Genomic DNA, 16241 nt, shown 5'->3' on the forward strand with positions numbered 1-16241 from the left:
CCCATTGGTTCTTATACGCCTGATTGGGCGGTCTTTTTAGAGCGGGATGGCGAACAAAAGCTTTACTTTGTGCTGGAAACAAAAGGGGCAAACAGCGAGTTTGATTTGCGCCTTAAAGAAATGCTGAAAATTAAATGCGGCAAAGCGCATTTTGCTGCACTGCAAACGAGCATTGCATTTAACGACCAGCCGGTGACAAATTGGCGTGAATATAAGCGTACTTTGCCCGAAGCGGCGCATGAGTTTCCAAGTGCTGCGGTGGTTGTTGCAGAATGATTGGTGCATGAAATACTTAACGTGAGCGCGGGGAGGACAGCCAAACTTTTTATATCAAGATAATAAATTGACAAAAGGTGGCTACAAAGTAGCTATAATCCACACTTCTAATATAGGAGGTAAAGTTATGAAAACTAAAAATATGTATAAACAACTGAAAAAATCAAATTAAGCGGGGTGATGTTACTGTGCTCAAAGCCCGAGCAAGTGAGCAGAAAATGGCTGCTCGAAGCTCCCTTCTGAATTGAGGTTTTAGAATATATAAAGCTGGCAGCTTTATAGCCTTTGGATATATTAATGACGATAGATTATGAAGTTAAAAAGTTGCTCTATGGCTGTGCGGCAATGAGTGGGGTTCGGCTGATTACAGGTTCCTTCCATGCTTTTTTTTTCTTGTCTATGGGCGTTAGCATAACACAGTTAGCTTTATTGCAAATTGTGTTTAGCGTAGCTATTTGTATTTTTGAAGTGCCTTGTGGGATTTTAGGAGATAAAATCGGCGTTAAACAAAATGTTATCTTATCATGTTTCTTTTTTTCGCTCTTCTTCTTTTTATGTATCTACGCGCCTAATCTTTCTGTCTTAATTCCGGCAGAAATTATTTATGCTTTAGGCTTTGCTTTATGTTCTGGCGCTGATAGCACATGGATTAAAGGCTTAATCGACGGCGGTGGTTACAAGGATAGTTTGATCTACCACCAAGTAAACGCCTATAAGCGGGAACTAACGGCATTCATGAATACGGTTGCTGGTGCGCTAGGTGTTCTTATTGTTTTGTGTATGGATAATTATCAGTCGGCATATTATTTTTGTTCTTTCGGATTTCTCGTACTTGTATTCTTGTTTAGTCGGGTGACGGGGATAGGTATTGCATCCGTTTCGGATAGTCAGCCAATAGACTCAGGTTCTTTGTTGCATGCAACAGAAGCTTTTGCTTATTTAGTTACCTCAAAAATCGGGTTATATTATATATTGATATGTGGTTTTATTGTTGCCGCATTGCAGCCAATATTTCATTTTTGGCAACCTTTTATTTTGGGACAAACAGGAGTATTAGACAATGCAACAGGAAAGACTAAAATTCTTATTCTTGGCCTGTGCTTTGTGTCTTATACTCTCGTAAAATACTTATTTAATCGCTTTGTAATTAAATATCTTATGCAAAAATACGCTCCTATGGCGATAACTTTGTACTCACTAGTCCTGAGTGCTGTTGTTATGCTTGCTCTGCTTCTCGTTGCAAACAGTTGGGCCCCCATTATTTTATTCACCGTATTTCACAGTTTTTTTTCTGTCCCCGTAACGCAGTTTGAAGCAGAATTTTTTAAACATATTCAACAAAAGAATGCAAATACGGTTTTATCCATTGTTAGTTTTCTTGCACGTATTTTTGGTATTTTAGCGCTTGTGCTGATTGGTTGGTTGGCGAACAATGTTTGTATAGAAGCAGCTTTTTGTTTCACCTTGCTTTGTATATGTTTAATTATCCCGCTTAATTTGGCCTGGCTTTATACTGATAAAAAGTTAATAAAAGACGAGAAGGTTTGAAAGTGAAGATACTGTTAAATAGGAACTTGCCTATGACTTACATAAAGACACAGGAAAAAATAGTGTGTGGGTCATCTTATATGGATTGAGTCGAAATTAATAGCTGTCCATCGTTTTTAGTAGAGATGCTTACCGATTTGAATGCGCCAAATGATTGTGCGGCTATTAGCCAGAAATATCGCGAACGAGCATATCAAGAAGCTTGTGATATTGATGTTTTGCTAAATAGTGGGCGCGTATTAGATTTTGCAAAAAACGCAAGCTTTTTTAGAGTGCGCGGAGGAAATCCTCGATAAAGCGTATGTCAATTTTACTATTGCTGGTATTAAATATTTAAAACTAGCTGGCCAAGACTATAGTGTGCAAGAATGTTTTGCAAGTAGCTAACTTTTGGCGAATTTAGAGCGTACAGCTCTGGTGAGTGAGAAGAGTGTATATGATCATGTGGTTTATAATTGAGAAAGAATTTGCGCAAAATTAATGATAATGCCTCCGAAGTAAAATTATTTTTTTAATTGCCAAGGAGCTTTAAAATCATGACGCTCATAGGCTCTTACACGCCGGATTTTGGGGTGTTTAAGAGTGAGAAGGCGCGCAAAAGCTTTATTTTGTACTGGAAACAAAAGGAACGAATAGCGAGTTTGATTTGTGCCTTAAAGAAATGCTGAAGATTAAATGCGGCAAGGCGCATTTTATCGCCCTTGAGACTGGTGTGGTGTTTGACGAGGCTCTGGTAATGAGTTGGCGCGATTCTAAGCGGGGGATGGTGGTAGAGAAAGTGGGGGGCTGTGGTAGGAGCGGGCGGCACGAATGACGCTGTCTTTAGTTGCGTACCGCCAAGCTAATTTTGTGCTTTGCGAAATTCGCCAAGGCTTTTGGACGTACCCCGTTTACCGCGTAATAAAATCTTATGAATATCATGCAGAAGGCGCGCAGAAATGGGTGATTGCGTGTCTAGCTTCCCAATGCCGTAATTAAGTACAGCCACATAATGAGATAGCTCTTCAATATCATCAGTCACACTGATACTTTTTCTTTATTTTCAAACAATAATAGGTCAGATGGTAACGATTATGTCCTTTCTATCTGAGAAAAGAGTAGCACCGCTTGCGTATATGCACGAGTAAAAGTCAATCAACATTGGTCTGAGGTAAAACCGCCAATTATTTCTAATACACCTAAGGATTTCATAGCTTGCTCTAACGGTTTATATAAAGCCGCCCTTTTAAAAGGTGAATTGGGTGGTAAATTTATTGGGATATAGGCTTTATGAATCTCTTGAACTAAGCTTTCTACTATGCAGGTCCTAAGGCGTGATTGCATATATGGTCGCATCTGTTGCTGCGTTTTGTAGACAGAGATCTTAAATTAGGAAAGGAGGGCTGCTCTTTTAATTACAAAGGAAGAATACGGCGCGTAAGTGCAGCAAAATGTATTTTGAGGAGCAGTAAAGGGGTGAGGCATTTGATGTCCAGCGGGTGACAGATTAATTGGAGTATAAGTGGGTATTGCTAGGGCGGAGTTTTTAGTTAAGAATTGTGCTCCGTACGCTATAAGCTCTCTGCATCCTTCATATAGGCGTTGAGATCATCGCCCAATGCAACGTAAAAGGGGCTATTTTGCCTTTAACGCTTGTTTAGCTGCTTCCATTATTGCCTCTGGCTCTATTAGCCATTACGGTTATAATTTCCTCGTCCAAAGAACAGGTCAATCGATTGCGTAATAGGGTATGTGTGCCTTTTTTGACCGTGTCTTTTTTAAAAGGCAGCTGTTACCTCGTGGCAGGGTTGGGTGTGTCTATATGATCAGCCTGCCAAAGAAATGGAAGCGTTATCGCGATAGCCACCAATAGTAGTCCAGCGATAAAGGCGGCAGCAAACTGCAATGATATAAAAGAACCAAGGACGCCGACCAAAAAGCTTCCGACCGGCATTCCAGCATAGCCGATCACCCGAAAAGCAGAATTAGCTCGCCCGAGAAGTTGTTTTGGTGTGAGGCGCTGCCTGAAGGCGGTAACACCAATAAACCATAAGCTTGCTCCAACGCCAGCGATAAAGGTGACGCCCCATACGACGACAGCACTTTTTGAAAAGGCTGGAACCAGCAGCAAGATAACCGTCCCTAAACCGTCAGTGAGAACAGCTAGGCGCACCGGTGCATAGCGTATATGTGGTGCAAATAGGGCACCTGCCATTGTACCAAGCGCGTAGGCTGCAAACATCACGCCATATTGGCTGCTATGTAGGCCCAGATACCGACTGTCGGTAACGAAGAAGATGAATGAGGTTAGGAATGCTCCAAATACCACCGATAGAAAGAATGTGAGTAATGTAAGGGAGGTAAGATGCCGATTTGAAAAAATGAAACGAAAGCCGGCAATGATATAACGGAAAGTGATGTTTTCTTTATCAGGTGTTGGCGATGTCGGAACAGCACGGCGAGCGGTAAAAATCAATGTGATAAAAAGCACGATTAAAAGGCCAAGAAATAGCAGTGTGCTATGCGCTAAAATGCTGCTTGTTATGACAGGGGCAAGAAAATAGGAGACCCCGAAATCTAAAAACAAGACAATAGAGTAGAAGGTCATCAATCGCTCTCCCTCCATGATAAGTGGTGGAATCGTCATTATATAAGCTTCGGCAGAAACGACGATGAATCCAGCAATGGTTGCATAGAAGAAAATTTGTTCGGCTGGAGCAATCTGTATCATGAGCAGTACGAACAGGACAATATGCAGTAGCATGAAGATGAAGAGAGCCGAGGTGGCAAGTTTTATTTTGTCGCAGCGATCAAGTAAAATGCCTGCAAGGATGCCGAAAATTGGCCACGCTAATGAAAAGAGACCTTGCGCCCAACTTACTCCGACTACGCCATATCCAGATTGTCTTGCTAATAGCGGGATGGCAGTGCGCAAAGCACCGCTGAGTAAGGCGAGCAGACTAACGGTTAGGCAAAAATAGCGTATGTTCTTGTTGGCAAAAAGCGTGAACATTCTGTTCTCCTTAACGTGAACATTCTTTTCTCCTTAAGATGCCACACAGGTTTCCGCTGTTCCATCAAGTACGGCGGTTGTATTCAGCATGTTTGCGACATAGCCGTCCAAGATATCCCTATCTGCCTGAGGTAGAAGAAAATACATAAGGTTGGAATACCATTGCCAACCACGCTGAGTCAGCTGGAGATCGTTATCACTTTCTGCGATGAGACCTGCACCTATGAGCTGTTGTAGGTTATTGTAAACGAAAGAGGGGAGTGCGGTCCAGTCAATTCTTTCTTTTTTGGCATAACCGTTATAAGGTAGCCTCATACACAAAGCCTTGGAGGCTTGTTGCTCCGCTGATACCCAATTGTAGTATACTTTGGATTTGCCTTTAAGTTGTATGTCGGTAATGTATCCGCTTCGACTGGGATTGGCTCGTGTGACGAGTGAGCCGAGAACCGACAGTGCTGACGCTCCGAATTCAACCACATAATCGTCATGATAACCATGCAAATATTTGTGATAGCGGAAATAATTAGCTGAACTCGTTTTAGCGAGCGTTAGAGGAGTGTCATTGGCAATTTTGATATAGGAATGCCCATTACACGGCGCATAGCCGCAGCTGCGCATAACGATGTCGCTAAATAAGCGAAGCATCTGTCGATGCTGTAGGCTGGATGGCTTTAGCCCTTTTTGTGCGTAAGACTTATGCAGTTGCGACGTGATAGCCAGATTGTTGATTGCATAGAGGTTGATGGTTTCAGGATGAAGCTCGCTGGCTTGCTTCAAATCGTATAATAGTTCTTCGGCTTGCTGGCTGTGCATGCCAATAGTAGGTCGAAACCGACATGTCCAATTATCTCTTGTGACCAAGCCACGGTATTGTTGATTTGTTCACGTGTTGAGGTGAGGTTAAACAATGATCGGAAACGCTCAATGAAACTCTGTATACCGAAGCTGATCCGGTTAACGCCGATCTCACGGGCAGCATAAAGTTTATCACGTGTGACGCTCTTCGGTTCGCTTTCCGGTGTAAACTCGGTTAAGGAAGAGAGCTCAAATTCGGCATGCAATACTTTTCCGATGTGTCGGATATTATCTGCGGACAAAAGCGACGGTGTGCCGCCCCCTATATAGATGCTGCGGATGAACCCTCTAAGCAAGCGAATGAAATTTCCTTTGTTTCTGATCTATGTGGTAAATGCTGACATATAAGATTCGATTTGCTTAACGTGCTTGTAGGCCCCTTTCTGAAAGGGACAGAAGGAACAGATGGTTTCGCAAAAGGGAATATGCAAATAAAGAGAAATGGTACGCGCTTGTGGAATCTGCTTACTTTGCGCTAGTTTATTAAAGTCTATGTAATCGTAAAATTCATTTAAAATAGTGCGAAATAACGGATATGTGAAGTCGTAAATCGGCTTGAGTTGATCGAACTTCACAAAAGGATGATCCACGAGTTGCATAGCTTACCTCCCCCAATTTCTTAACTTGCACTATATTATTGACGGGCGACTGGTGATCCAATCACCCGAGTGTATTACCAAAGATTTTCACGGAACATAATGAATCCTCCTTTTGTAGAAGTTATATGTATTATACATATAACTTACTATATGAACAGGCTAGCTTGTTTAAGAGGCAATCTAAAGATAAAAATATAAAAGAACTTTCTCTTGCAGCCTTATGGTCTGATATTGTAATTGGTATCCTGTTTTACGTGGTCGGGCTATGAATGCCTAGGGCGAGAAAAAGCAGGGTATTTTAATGGACGTGCGGGGCATCATTGTTATGTTGCTGCGACTTGGAATTTGCGTCTGATTATGAAATATCATTAGCGCAAAAAGATGGTTTTAAAGGTGGAGATATATTTTTTAATATCCCTGTAAAACTTCGAGAAGAGATAGAATTATCTATTAGAAAACATATAAATGTCCAGTGTGATAATATTATCGAATTACATGACATCATCGCTCTTGCCCGCCATTTTGACATATTGCCTAAAATCTCATTGAGATTGTGCTATGTACTGGCAAACGGGGATAGATCGCGTTTTGGTATGACTGCGGCGGAGTTACTTGCCGCATTATCTTTGCTAGAATCCAATAGGATTAGGCTTAATGGGGTGCCTTTGCATGTGGGCTCTCATTTGAATTCGACTGAGTTAATAGTATCCACCTTAACTAAGGCTGGAAAGGATATTTACGCATTGAAGGATCAAAAAAGTTTTATCAGTCTAGGGGGGGATATCCGACTTCCACAGCGTTCTGCGATGCCGTGACGGTCAATGACGAATACCCTCGTAAAATTTATGAGGCATTATCACAATTGGGTTGTGATTTATATAAGCTTACGGTAATTATTGAACCTAGGCGTATTATATCTGAAGATTATGGTTATTTATTTTCAAATATTAGCTCTATAAAAGAGCAGAATGGTACGAACTTAATTACAATCTGGGCTCTGGGGATGTGTACTCAATCTACACAGTATCACTAGATCATAAGTCAAAGTATGTGAAAGCAACTGATACAAAAAAGATTTTACGATGGTGGAAGATCGACGATGAAAGACGTTAGTTCAAAGGAACTTGATATTATTGTGTTCTCATATCCTGATTTTTTGGCTTTTTAGATATAAATAACAAACCTCCTAGTGGGCTGGAGACTATCAAATGTTGGATCCCGCATGGCGCAATTAGCAAAAAATCCTATCTATTGGATTTGGTATGCTCTACTGTATTTTCAGCCCTAAATATTGTGTGCGAAGTGCAATGTCAAGCGGTGGGAATTGATATAAGTGCAGAGTTTATAAGTATTCGCTCAGAACAAGGTTGATAGCTCTATTATGCAGGGGATGGTTAAGTTTCATGTCGGAAATGCTAAGCGTATGTCTTGTCCTGAAAATACATTTACGCATATTACGGCGGGGTGAGTGTTTGTAAGCACTAGCTGTAAAGGCTACTCACTATCCTAGGGTGTTTACTTCTATGTGGATAACAATAGAGTTACAAAACTTGCTTCATATTAAAAGAAAAGTTTCTTTTCTTTTAATTAAGCATTACTACAACCAAAAGGAAATTAAATATCTCACCTTTATTATTCTCGCCAATGTTTGCTTATATATGATTATTTGAATCGGAATTAGGTTACGTACAATATGGTATTTCTCGCTGTTTTATATAAGAAGAAGGTTCGCACCGATGTATCGCGTGCAATATCAACTTTTTCACTATGGTGATAGGATAGCTTGTTGAGCGTAAAGTTCTTTTACCTTGATAGATCTTATAGTATTCTTCAAAAATATCAGTTGATAATTTTTTTTCGTGTCGTTTATGCAGGGGCTGATACTATAAGAATAGAACTTGATTGTTTGTAAAGTTGGTATGTTATGGCTGTAAAAAATGGTAAACAAACGAAAAGTAAAAATTTTAAACCTGTCTCTCGTTTTCTCAAAAGTTTACGTGGTGTGCGCAATTGGGAACAAGTTTCACAATGGCTTGCTTTCCGTAAGGTAGAGGATATTGAATGTATTACGCCTGATCAAGCAGGGGTACCACGGGGCAAGATGATGCTTTCTAAAAAATTTACATCGGAAACATCATTGGCATTGCCTTCAGCAGTTTTTATGGCAACAATTTCAGGGGATTATCCTGAAGATGGTCATGGTTTTGAATATCCTAAAGCAGATGGTGATTTACGCCTTGAGCCTGATCTTTCTACGTTAAGCATTGTTCCATGGGAAGATGCTCCCACAGCACAGGTGATTTGTGATCTTGTGTATCAAAATGGTCAGGTTGTGGATTACACACCACGCAATGTTTTACGAACGGTAGTTCATTTTTACACAAAAATGGGTTTAAGCCCTGTTGTTTCACCAGAAATTGAATTTTATTTGGTACAAAAAAATCCCGATCCTGATTATCCGTTAGTTCCACCGGTTGGTCGTTCTGGGCGTTCAATTGGTGGTGGACAGGGGTATTCCATTGCCGGTGTGAATGAATTTGATGATTTGATTGATGATATTTATCATTTTTCAGAGGCACAAGGATTGGAAATTGATACCCTCATTCATGAAGAAGGAGCAGGTCAGTTTGAAATCAATTTACGTCATGGTGATCCTATTGAATTAGCGGATCAAGTTTTTATGTTTAAACGAACAATTCGTGAAGCTGCACTAAAACATAATATGTATGCAACTTTTATGGCAAAACCCATTCAAGGGCAGCCGGGTTCTGCTATGCATATTCACCAATCGGTTGTTGATAAGAAAACCGGTATGAATATTTTTACACAGGAAAATGGTGAAGAAAGTATCTGTTTTCGCCATTTTATTGGTGGATTGCAAAAACATATGCCAGGGGTACTTGTGATGCTTGCGCCTTATGTGAATTCTTATCGACGTCTTGTCCCTGATAATTCGGCTCCTGTTAATTTGAGATGGGGATATGATAATCGTACTACAGCTTTTCGAGTTCCCCGTTCTGCTCCTCAAGCGCGGCGTGTTGAGAATAGACTTCCTTCATCAGATGCGAATCCCTATTTAGCCCTTGCAGCTTCTCTAGCGTGTGGTCTTATTGGTTTGCAACAAAAAATTGAGCCGGATGAGCCAGCAACAAATAATGTAAACGCTGATAATATTGAGTTACCGCGTGGACTCATTGAGGCAGTCAATTTGTTTGAACAAGATACAGCGATACGTGCTATTTTAGGGGATGTGTTTGTCAGTACTTATGCTGCAATCAAACGACAAGAGTTTGAAACTTTCATGGAAGTAATTAGTCCGTGGGAGCGTGAATATCTTCTGCTGAATGTTTAAATTTTATGAAGATGATTGATTATAATTCAATTTCTCCAGGAATTTCTTGGTATGAAGATACTTTAAAAGAACGTCCCTCTTATCCTTCTTTTTGTGAAAACAGACAGTGTGATGTGGTCATTATTGGAGGCGGATTTACGGGTCTGTCGGCTGCTTATCATTTAGTCAAGGCTGGAGTAGATGTTGTTTTATTTGAAGCATCACGTTTTGGTGATGGTGCTTCAGGGCGCAATGGTGGACAGCTGGGAACAGGGCAACGGCAATGGGTAGAAACATTAGAAAAAAAGTATGGTTTTGAGCGAAGTAAGGCTCTGTTTGATTTAGCAGAAGAAGCTAAAAGAGATATTTTATCTTTATGCGCGATGCCTAATTGTTCGTGTGATTTGATAGGAGGACAGCTTTCTGTGACACATAAAAGGCGTGAGCTTCTCTCTTATCAACGGCATATTGAGGTGATGCAGCGTTATGGCTATCATGCGCTTACTTTTATGGATAGGGCAGAAACATCTAGGCGACTTGGATCGTCTTTTTATTGTGGTGGTATTTATGATGCGGATACCGGCCATATAAATCCCTTAAAATTGATTATTGGATTGGCAAAAAAAGCTAAAGATGTTGGTGCTAAGCTTTATGAGAAGTCACAAGTAACGACCGTAAGGCGCACGGGAGCCCATTGGAAAGTGATAACAGAAAAAGGCAGTGTAACAGCAGAGCATGTGCTACTTGCAACAAATGGGTATAAACTTGGTCTGGAGCGTTTTATTGAAAAAAATATTGTTTCTATTCGTTCTTATATTGGAGCAACGGACCCATTACCAAAGCACAGTTCAATTCTCGCAGGCGGGGAATCGGTTGATGATTCCCGTTTTATGGTTCGCTATTTTCGCAAAAGCGTTGATAATCGTCTCTTATTTGGTGGCGTAGAAAGTTATGATAATAAACATCCTTTAAATTTAGATGAACGTATAAAACGGCAAATTGCTGAAGTTTATCCTCAATTACACTCTATCAATTTAAGCCATTGTTGGGGAGCAACGGTTGCCATTACAGTTGAGCGCATGCCCTATGTTCGACAACTTTTTTCAAGGATGACTTATTGTGGTGGTTATTCAGGGCATGGCGTTATGCTGGCTCCTTTCATAGGAAAATTATACGCAGAATGGTTGACTGGAAAATATGAACGTTTTTCCTATTTCCAAGACTTGAAGATTTCATCTTTTCCGGGGGGAAGAGTTTTGCGTTATCCGCTTATATTTTTAGCAATGCGTTGGTTTTCTTTAATGGATCGTTTTTGATGGAAACATTGCTTGAAATGAAGCAAATTAATGGCTTCTTTAGTATCTGTTTGCTTTAATGAGCGAAGCTTTTATAAGTGATATGGGATTTCATAATCGAATAGAAAAATAAATAAGTTCATGGTGCATAAAATTATTCCAGTTTCTTCTTTTGATTGTATTGTTTTTGGTGGCAATGGTGATTTGGCGTCGCGCAAGCTTTTGCCGGCTTTGTATCATTGTCAGTGTGTTGGTCAATTCAGTGAGCCAACACGTATTATTGGGGCTTCCCGCACTCCCTTAAGTCATGAAGAATATCAAAATTTTGTCCGCACTTCTTTAGAAAAACATATCCATCCAAAAGATCTCAATTCAACAGAACTCAATCGTTTTCTTGCACGTTTAAGCTATGTTTCTGTTGATGCTTCCTCAAATCGAGGGTGGGAGGATTTAGCTCTCCTTCTGTCACGAGATTCAGCGAATATTCGAGCTTTTTATTTGGCTGTTAGTTCGTCACTTTTTGCTGATATTGCGATGAAGTTGGGAAAAAATGATTTGGTGACACCACAAACACGGATTATCATTGAAAAACCAATTGGTTGCGATGTAAAAACAGCTGTTTCACTTAATGATGCATTTGCAAGCGTCTTTAATGAAGAGCAGATCTTTCGTATTGATCATTATCTTGGGAAGGAAACTGTTCAAAATTTAATGGCATTGCGGTTTGTTAATACACTTTATGAACCGCTATGGAACTCCAACTATATTGATCATGTTCAAATAACCGTTGCTGAATCTTTAGGGTTAGAGGGGCGTACAGAATATTATGAAAGCACTGGTGCTCTACGGGATATGGTCCAAAACCATATGCTGCAATTACTTTGTTTGGTTGCGATGGAAATACCATTTACCAACAGTGCTAATGCTGTGCGCGATGAAAAACTTAAAATTTTACATTCTTTAACACCGCTTGATGTACATAATGTAGGACAGCATACTGTACGTGGGCAGTATCTTTCTGGTCTATCAAATGGTATATCTGTAGAGTCTTATTTCGATGATCTGGGAAGAGTGAGTAAGAGTGAAACATTTGTAGCGCTTAAGGTTAAGATTGATAACTGGCGTTGGGCTAATACGCCTTTTTATTTACGAACAGGTAAGCGCATGTTTACGCGAATGTCTGAAATTGTTGTGGTTTTTAAACCTATTCCTCATAATATTTTTAATGTGGATTTAGATGAAATTTTTTCTAATCGGCTTGTGATTCGTCTCCAACCTGATGAGGGTGTGAAACAATGGTTGATGATTAAGGATCCAAGTTACGGCGGTATGCGGTTTCGTCATATTCCATTAGATATGAGTTTTGCTTCCGCATTTTCTGAACGTAATCCTGATGCTTATGAACGTTTATTAATGGATGTTATTCGTGGAGATCAAACGCTGTTTATGCGTCGTGATGAAGTTGAGGCTGCTTGGCGTTGGATTGATCCAATCATTAAGGGATGGGAAGCAATAAAACAGCCTTTTCACAGTTATAGCGCTGGTTCGTGGGGGCCATCTGCTTCGACGATTCTCATGGAACGTGATGGGCGTATATGGAACAATTTAGTTTAGAGCAATAAGTATGTATAGAATGAATATTGACCGTTTAGATTTTGAAACCCCTCAGACTTTAGCCTTGGCATTAGCAGATCGAGTAGCCGCAGAACTTAGTGTATCTGTTCTTGAGCGTAAGAGAGCAGTTTTAGCGGTGTCTGGTGGAAAAACACCAGAATTGTTTTTTCATTATTTGTCAAAAGCGGATATTGATTGGCAAAATATCATTATCACTTTGGTCGATGAACGTTTCGTTCCTACACACGATGAACGTTCAAATGAGCATATGGTACGGTGTCATTTGTTACAAAATTTTGCCGAAAAAGCGCGTTTTGTAGGGCTTTATCATAAAGCGATTACTGCTGAACTTGCTGCTTTTTCAGCGGCGAGTCGTATTAATACTTTGCCTAAACCCTTTGATGTTGTTGTTTTAGGAATGGGGGGTGATGGACATACGGCTTCTTTTTTTCCTGATGCTGATCGTTTAAAGCAAGCGCTTGATCTGCGAACACAAGCACTTGTTTTGCCCCTTCATGCTAAGAGTGCTGTTGAGCCAAGACTCTCACTAACTTTGCCAGTTATTATGCAGTCTCGTTGTATTATTCTCCATATCGAAGGTTTTCAGAAACGCGATTGTTTTGAAAAAGCTTGTCAAGATGGATCTGAAATAGAAATGCCTATTCGGGCAGTTTTGCGTAATTCCCCTCATCTTGTGCAGGTTTATTGGTCGCCTGCAGATAATGAAATAAGTGAATTAGAATATGAGAGACAAGGTGAATAAAAACGTAATCTCTCTCAATGAATGAGGGGAAGCAACAATGAAAGAGGGAGGGGAATATGGCACTTTCCAAGACAATTGCCACAGTTACACGAAGGATTTATGAACGTTCTCGATCAACACGAGAAATTTACTTAGATCGTATTACGAAAGCACAAGTTCATCGCCCCAAACGAAGTTTTTTAGGATGTGCCAATCAGGCTCATGGTTTTGCTGCTTGTGGTGCAATAGATAAAGAGCGTTTGAAGGGAAATATCGTTGGGAATATTGGCATTATCACGGCATATAACGATTTACTTTCAGCTCATCAACCTTTTGAAAAATTTCCTCACTTAATTAAAGAGTCGGCCCGTATGGTTGGTGGTGTTGCACAGGTTGCAGGTGGTGTTCCCGCGATGTGCGATGGTGTTACGCAGGGAAATGCGGGGATGGAGCTTTCCCTTTTTTCGCGTGAAGTAATTGCAATGGCGACAGCTATAAGCTTATCACACGATGTCTTTGATGCAGCATTGTATCTTGGGGTGTGTGATAAAATTGTACCAGGTTTATTGATTGGTGCACTAACATTTGGTCATTTACCAGGAATTTTTATACCAGCTGGTCCTATGACAAGTGGTCAAGGTAATGATGAAAAAGCGAAGATACGTCAACTTTACGCGGAAAATAAAATAGATCGCCAAACACTTCTAGCATCAGAAGCACGTTCTTATCATGGACCAGGAACATGTACATTTTATGGAACCGCTAACTCTAATCAGGTGATACTGGAGATGATGGGGCTTCATATGCCGGGAGCTTCTTTTGTTAATGCGAATACACCGTTGCGTGATGCTTTAACAAAAGAAGCCACGAAACGTGTACTTGAAATGACAGATCTTGGTGATCATTATAGGCCACTTGGTATGATCATTGATGAGCGTTCTTTTGTAAATGCCATTGTAGGATTAAATGCAACAGGAGGTTCTACCAATCATACGATTCATTTGATTGCTATAGCTGCTGTTTGCGGTATTAAATTGACATGGCATGATATTGCAGAAATTTCATCCGCTGTGCCTCTTTTAGCGCGCATTTATCCTAATGGTTTAGCGGATATCAATCATTTTTATGCTGCTGGGGGGATGGGATTTATTATTCGCGAGCTTATCGAGGCAGGTTTAGTACATGAAGATGTTTCTACGGTTTTTGGTAAAGATCTCACTGCTTATGCAATTGAAGCAAAGCTTTCTGCTGATGGTCATGTGGTGCGTGAAGCGGCTCTCAAGGAAAGTGGTGATCATAAGGTGTTAGCAGGGTGGAGAAAGCCATTTCAGCCTGACGGTGGTCTTCGTGTTTTATCGGGAGATTTGGGAACAGCTATTATAAAAGTTTCCTCTGTTAAACCAGAGTATTGGCAGATTAAAGCACCAGTCTTTGTTTTTAATGATCAAGAGGAACTACAAAAATCTTTTAAATCTGGAGTGTTGTATGATAAAGATTTTATCGCTGTCATTCGCTATCAAGGACCAAAAGCCAATGGTATGCCAGAGCTTCATAAATTAACGACCATTTTAGGCGTTTTACAAGATCGCGGTCAAAAGGTAGCATTGATAACCGATGGGCGTATGTCAGGGGCGTCAGGAAAAATTCCTGCTGCCATTCATGTGACACCGGAAGCAATGGATAATGGCCCCATTGCACGTTTGCAGGATGGTGATATTGTTTTTCTTGATGCTCATGAGGGTAAACTAACTCTTTTGGAGGATTTAGCAAAATTTAACGCGCGAAAAATCATACCTCCTGATCTTTCAAAAAACGAACATGGTGTTGGACGCGAACTTTTTCATGTTTTTCGTCAATCCGTTAATCGTGCAGATCAAGGGGCATCTGTTTTTATGACATGAAAAATGCAAAAATAAACAAGCTTAATCATGTACAATAAAACCATATACAAGGAATTGTTACAATTCTTAGAATTTTGGTATAGGCAGATTGTGTGATCGCGCGGCGGCTTTGAGTGTATTAACCATAAGCATGGCAATTGTCATTGGTCCAACGCCTCCTGGAACAGGGGTAATCGCAGCAGCTTTTTCTTTTACGTTTTCAAAATCGACATCACCAACAAGACGTGTTTTCCCTACACCTTTTTCTGGTGCAGCAACGCGGTTAATACCAACATCAATAACAATTGCACCATTTTTTATCCAGTCTTTTTTAATCATTTGTGGGCGGCCTACAGCTGCGACTAAAATATCAGCGCTTCGACACACATCATCAAGGTCACGGGTACGACTATGGGCAATTGTCACAGTGGCATTGGCTGCTGTTAAAAGGGCAGCCATAGGTTTTCCAACAATATTAGAGCGTCCAACAACGACAGCATCAAGTCCAGATAAATCTTGCCCACAGTGTCGTTCAATCATCATCATGGCACCAGCTGGTGTGCAGGGAATAATCGCATCTTCAAGTGCATTTGCCGCGAGTTTTCCTACATTAATATAATGAAAACCATCAACATCTTTTTGGAAAGCAACGGCTTGTGTTATGCGATTTGTATTCATATGAGCAGGGAGAGGCAACTGTACCAAAATACCATGAATTTTTGGATCAGAATTTAATGTTGCAATAAGTTGAAGGAGTTCTTTTTCTTGCGTTTCTTTGGAAACGACATGTTTGATTGAAAGAAATCCACATTCTTCGGCTTTTTTATTTTTTGAGGTGACATATACTTGACTTGCGGGATCATCTCCAACGATAATAACAGCGATACTAGGTTGTATATTATAGTGGTGGCGGAGCTTTGTTGTTTCGGCCTTAACTTTCACAATAATCTCTTCAGCAAGTTTTTTTCCGTCGATAATATTATTCATTCAGAGATCCTTTCGGTAAGGCTGTTTGTTTTTTTGTAAAGCATTTTCTAATAATACGATAGACTTTTATAGCAATATTCATATGAGAACAGTAAGAATGGTTTTATAATGTTGTGGATTTA

Annotated in this window: 14 protein-coding genes and 1 pseudogene; 10 read left to right on the forward strand and 5 right to left on the reverse strand. The window is 40.3% G+C overall.

What is annotated here, in order from left to right; genetic code table 11:
• Positions 1–3 precede the first annotated feature (3 nt).
• From ACFIK8_RS02145 to ACFIK8_RS02155, 3 genes and pseudogenes are all read left to right on the forward strand, one after another.
• Entirely contained in the window at positions 4–276 is a 273-nt protein-coding gene (locus ACFIK8_RS02145) for a hypothetical protein (protein ID WP_375668961.1), read from the forward strand.
• Between the two features lie 297 nt (positions 277–573).
• Positions 574–1824, forward strand: coding sequence for an MFS transporter (locus ACFIK8_RS02150; RefSeq protein WP_375635806.1), 1251 nt, complete (start codon positions 574–576; stop codon positions 1822–1824).
• Positions 1825–2339: 515 nt separating this feature from the next.
• A pseudogene (locus tag ACFIK8_RS02155) lies at positions 2340–2638 on the forward strand (hypothetical protein).
• Between the two features lie 27 nt (positions 2639–2665).
• Here the strand turns inward: ACFIK8_RS02155 and ACFIK8_RS02160 are convergent.
• Positions 2666–2845 carry a hypothetical protein gene (locus ACFIK8_RS02160; RefSeq protein ID WP_375628256.1) on the reverse strand — a complete coding sequence of 60 codons (180 nt, stop codon included), beginning with the start codon at positions 2843–2845 and terminating at the stop codon, positions 2666–2668.
• Between the two features lie 576 nt (positions 2846–3421).
• On the opposite strand from ACFIK8_RS02160, the gene ACFIK8_RS02165 reads away from it, so the two are divergent.
• Positions 3422–3547: a hypothetical protein gene (locus tag ACFIK8_RS02165; RefSeq protein ID WP_274532013.1), complete on the forward strand. Its 126-nt coding sequence runs from the start codon at positions 3422–3424 to the stop codon at positions 3545–3547.
• Positions 3548–3595: 48 nt separating this feature from the next.
• Here the strand turns inward: ACFIK8_RS02165 and ACFIK8_RS02170 are convergent, their stop codons facing one another.
• Genes ACFIK8_RS02170 through ACFIK8_RS02180 form a run of 3 tightly spaced genes read right to left on the reverse strand, consistent with a single transcriptional unit; the run spans position 3596 to position 5967 of the window.
• Complete coding sequence (locus ACFIK8_RS02170; RefSeq protein WP_375668926.1) at positions 3596–4816, reverse strand: MFS transporter; 1221 nt, start codon at positions 4814–4816, stop codon at positions 3596–3598.
• Positions 4817–4849: 33 nt separating this feature from the next.
• Complete coding sequence (locus ACFIK8_RS02175; protein WP_375668927.1) at positions 4850–5593, reverse strand: hypothetical protein; 744 nt, start codon at positions 5591–5593, stop codon at positions 4850–4852.
• Positions 5590–5967, reverse strand: a complete 378-nt coding sequence (locus ACFIK8_RS02180; RefSeq protein WP_375668928.1) for a hypothetical protein — start codon at positions 5965–5967, stop codon at positions 5590–5592. The genes ACFIK8_RS02175 and ACFIK8_RS02180 overlap by 4 nt, the downstream gene beginning before the upstream one ends.
• Positions 5968–6608: 641 nt before the next feature.
• Here ACFIK8_RS02180 and ACFIK8_RS02185 point away from each other — a divergent pair.
• From ACFIK8_RS02185 to edd, 6 genes are all read left to right on the forward strand, one after another.
• Entirely contained in the window at positions 6609–7085 is a 477-nt protein-coding gene (locus ACFIK8_RS02185) for a hypothetical protein (protein ID WP_375668929.1), read from the forward strand.
• A 1109-nt stretch (positions 7086–8194) separates the two neighbouring features.
• Positions 8195–9622, forward strand: a complete 1428-nt coding sequence (locus ACFIK8_RS02190) for a glutamine synthetase family protein (protein ID WP_375635802.1) — start codon at positions 8195–8197, stop codon at positions 9620–9622.
• Between the two features lie 11 nt (positions 9623–9633).
• Positions 9634–10917: an NAD(P)/FAD-dependent oxidoreductase gene (locus ACFIK8_RS02195; protein WP_375644610.1), complete on the forward strand. Its 1284-nt coding sequence runs from the start codon at positions 9634–9636 to the stop codon at positions 10915–10917.
• Positions 10918–11037: 120 nt separating this feature from the next.
• Positions 11038–12510 carry a glucose-6-phosphate dehydrogenase gene (gene zwf, locus ACFIK8_RS02200; protein WP_375652829.1) on the forward strand — a complete coding sequence of 491 codons (1473 nt, stop codon included), beginning with the start codon at positions 11038–11040 and terminating at the stop codon, positions 12508–12510.
• A gap of 10 nt (positions 12511–12520) precedes the next feature.
• Complete coding sequence (gene pgl / locus ACFIK8_RS02205; protein WP_012754781.1) at positions 12521–13273, forward strand: 6-phosphogluconolactonase; 753 nt, start codon at positions 12521–12523, stop codon at positions 13271–13273.
• Positions 13274–13329: 56 nt separating this feature from the next.
• A complete protein-coding gene (gene edd / locus ACFIK8_RS02210; RefSeq protein WP_375635800.1) occupies positions 13330–15153 on the forward strand; it encodes a phosphogluconate dehydratase in 1824 nt (607 codons plus the stop codon).
• Positions 15154–15219: 66 nt separating this feature from the next.
• Here the strand turns inward: edd and folD are convergent, their stop codons facing one another.
• Positions 15220–16119 (reverse strand): bifunctional methylenetetrahydrofolate dehydrogenase/methenyltetrahydrofolate cyclohydrolase FolD, encoded by a 900-nt coding sequence (folD, locus tag ACFIK8_RS02215; RefSeq protein ID WP_375652830.1) that lies wholly within the window; start codon positions 16117–16119, stop codon positions 15220–15222.
• Positions 16120–16241: the final 122 nt, after the last annotated feature.

The organism is Bartonella sp. MR168JLCBS (genome assembly GCF_042194175.1).

Coding starts and splice junctions, on each gene's coding strand:
- ACFIK8_RS02150 (WP_375635806.1), top strand. CDS start 574: ATGACGATAGATTATGAAGTTAAAAAGTTGCTCTATGGCTGTGCGGCA.
- ACFIK8_RS02165 (WP_274532013.1), top strand. CDS start 3,422: ATGCAACGTAAAAGGGGCTATTTTGCCTTTAACGCTTGTTTAGCTGCT.
- ACFIK8_RS02170 (WP_375668926.1), bottom strand. CDS start 4,816: ATGTTCACGCTTTTTGCCAACAAGAACATACGCTATTTTTGCCTAACC.
- ACFIK8_RS02190 (WP_375635802.1), top strand. CDS start 8,195: ATGGCTGTAAAAAATGGTAAACAAACGAAAAGTAAAAATTTTAAACCT.
- ACFIK8_RS02195 (WP_375644610.1), top strand. CDS start 9,634: ATGATTGATTATAATTCAATTTCTCCAGGAATTTCTTGGTATGAAGAT.
- zwf (WP_375652829.1), top strand. CDS start 11,038: ATGGTGCATAAAATTATTCCAGTTTCTTCTTTTGATTGTATTGTTTTT.
- pgl (WP_012754781.1), top strand. CDS start 12,521: ATGTATAGAATGAATATTGACCGTTTAGATTTTGAAACCCCTCAGACT.
- edd (WP_375635800.1), top strand. CDS start 13,330: ATGGCACTTTCCAAGACAATTGCCACAGTTACACGAAGGATTTATGAA.
- folD (WP_375652830.1), bottom strand. CDS start 16,119: ATGAATAATATTATCGACGGAAAAAAACTTGCTGAAGAGATTATTGTG.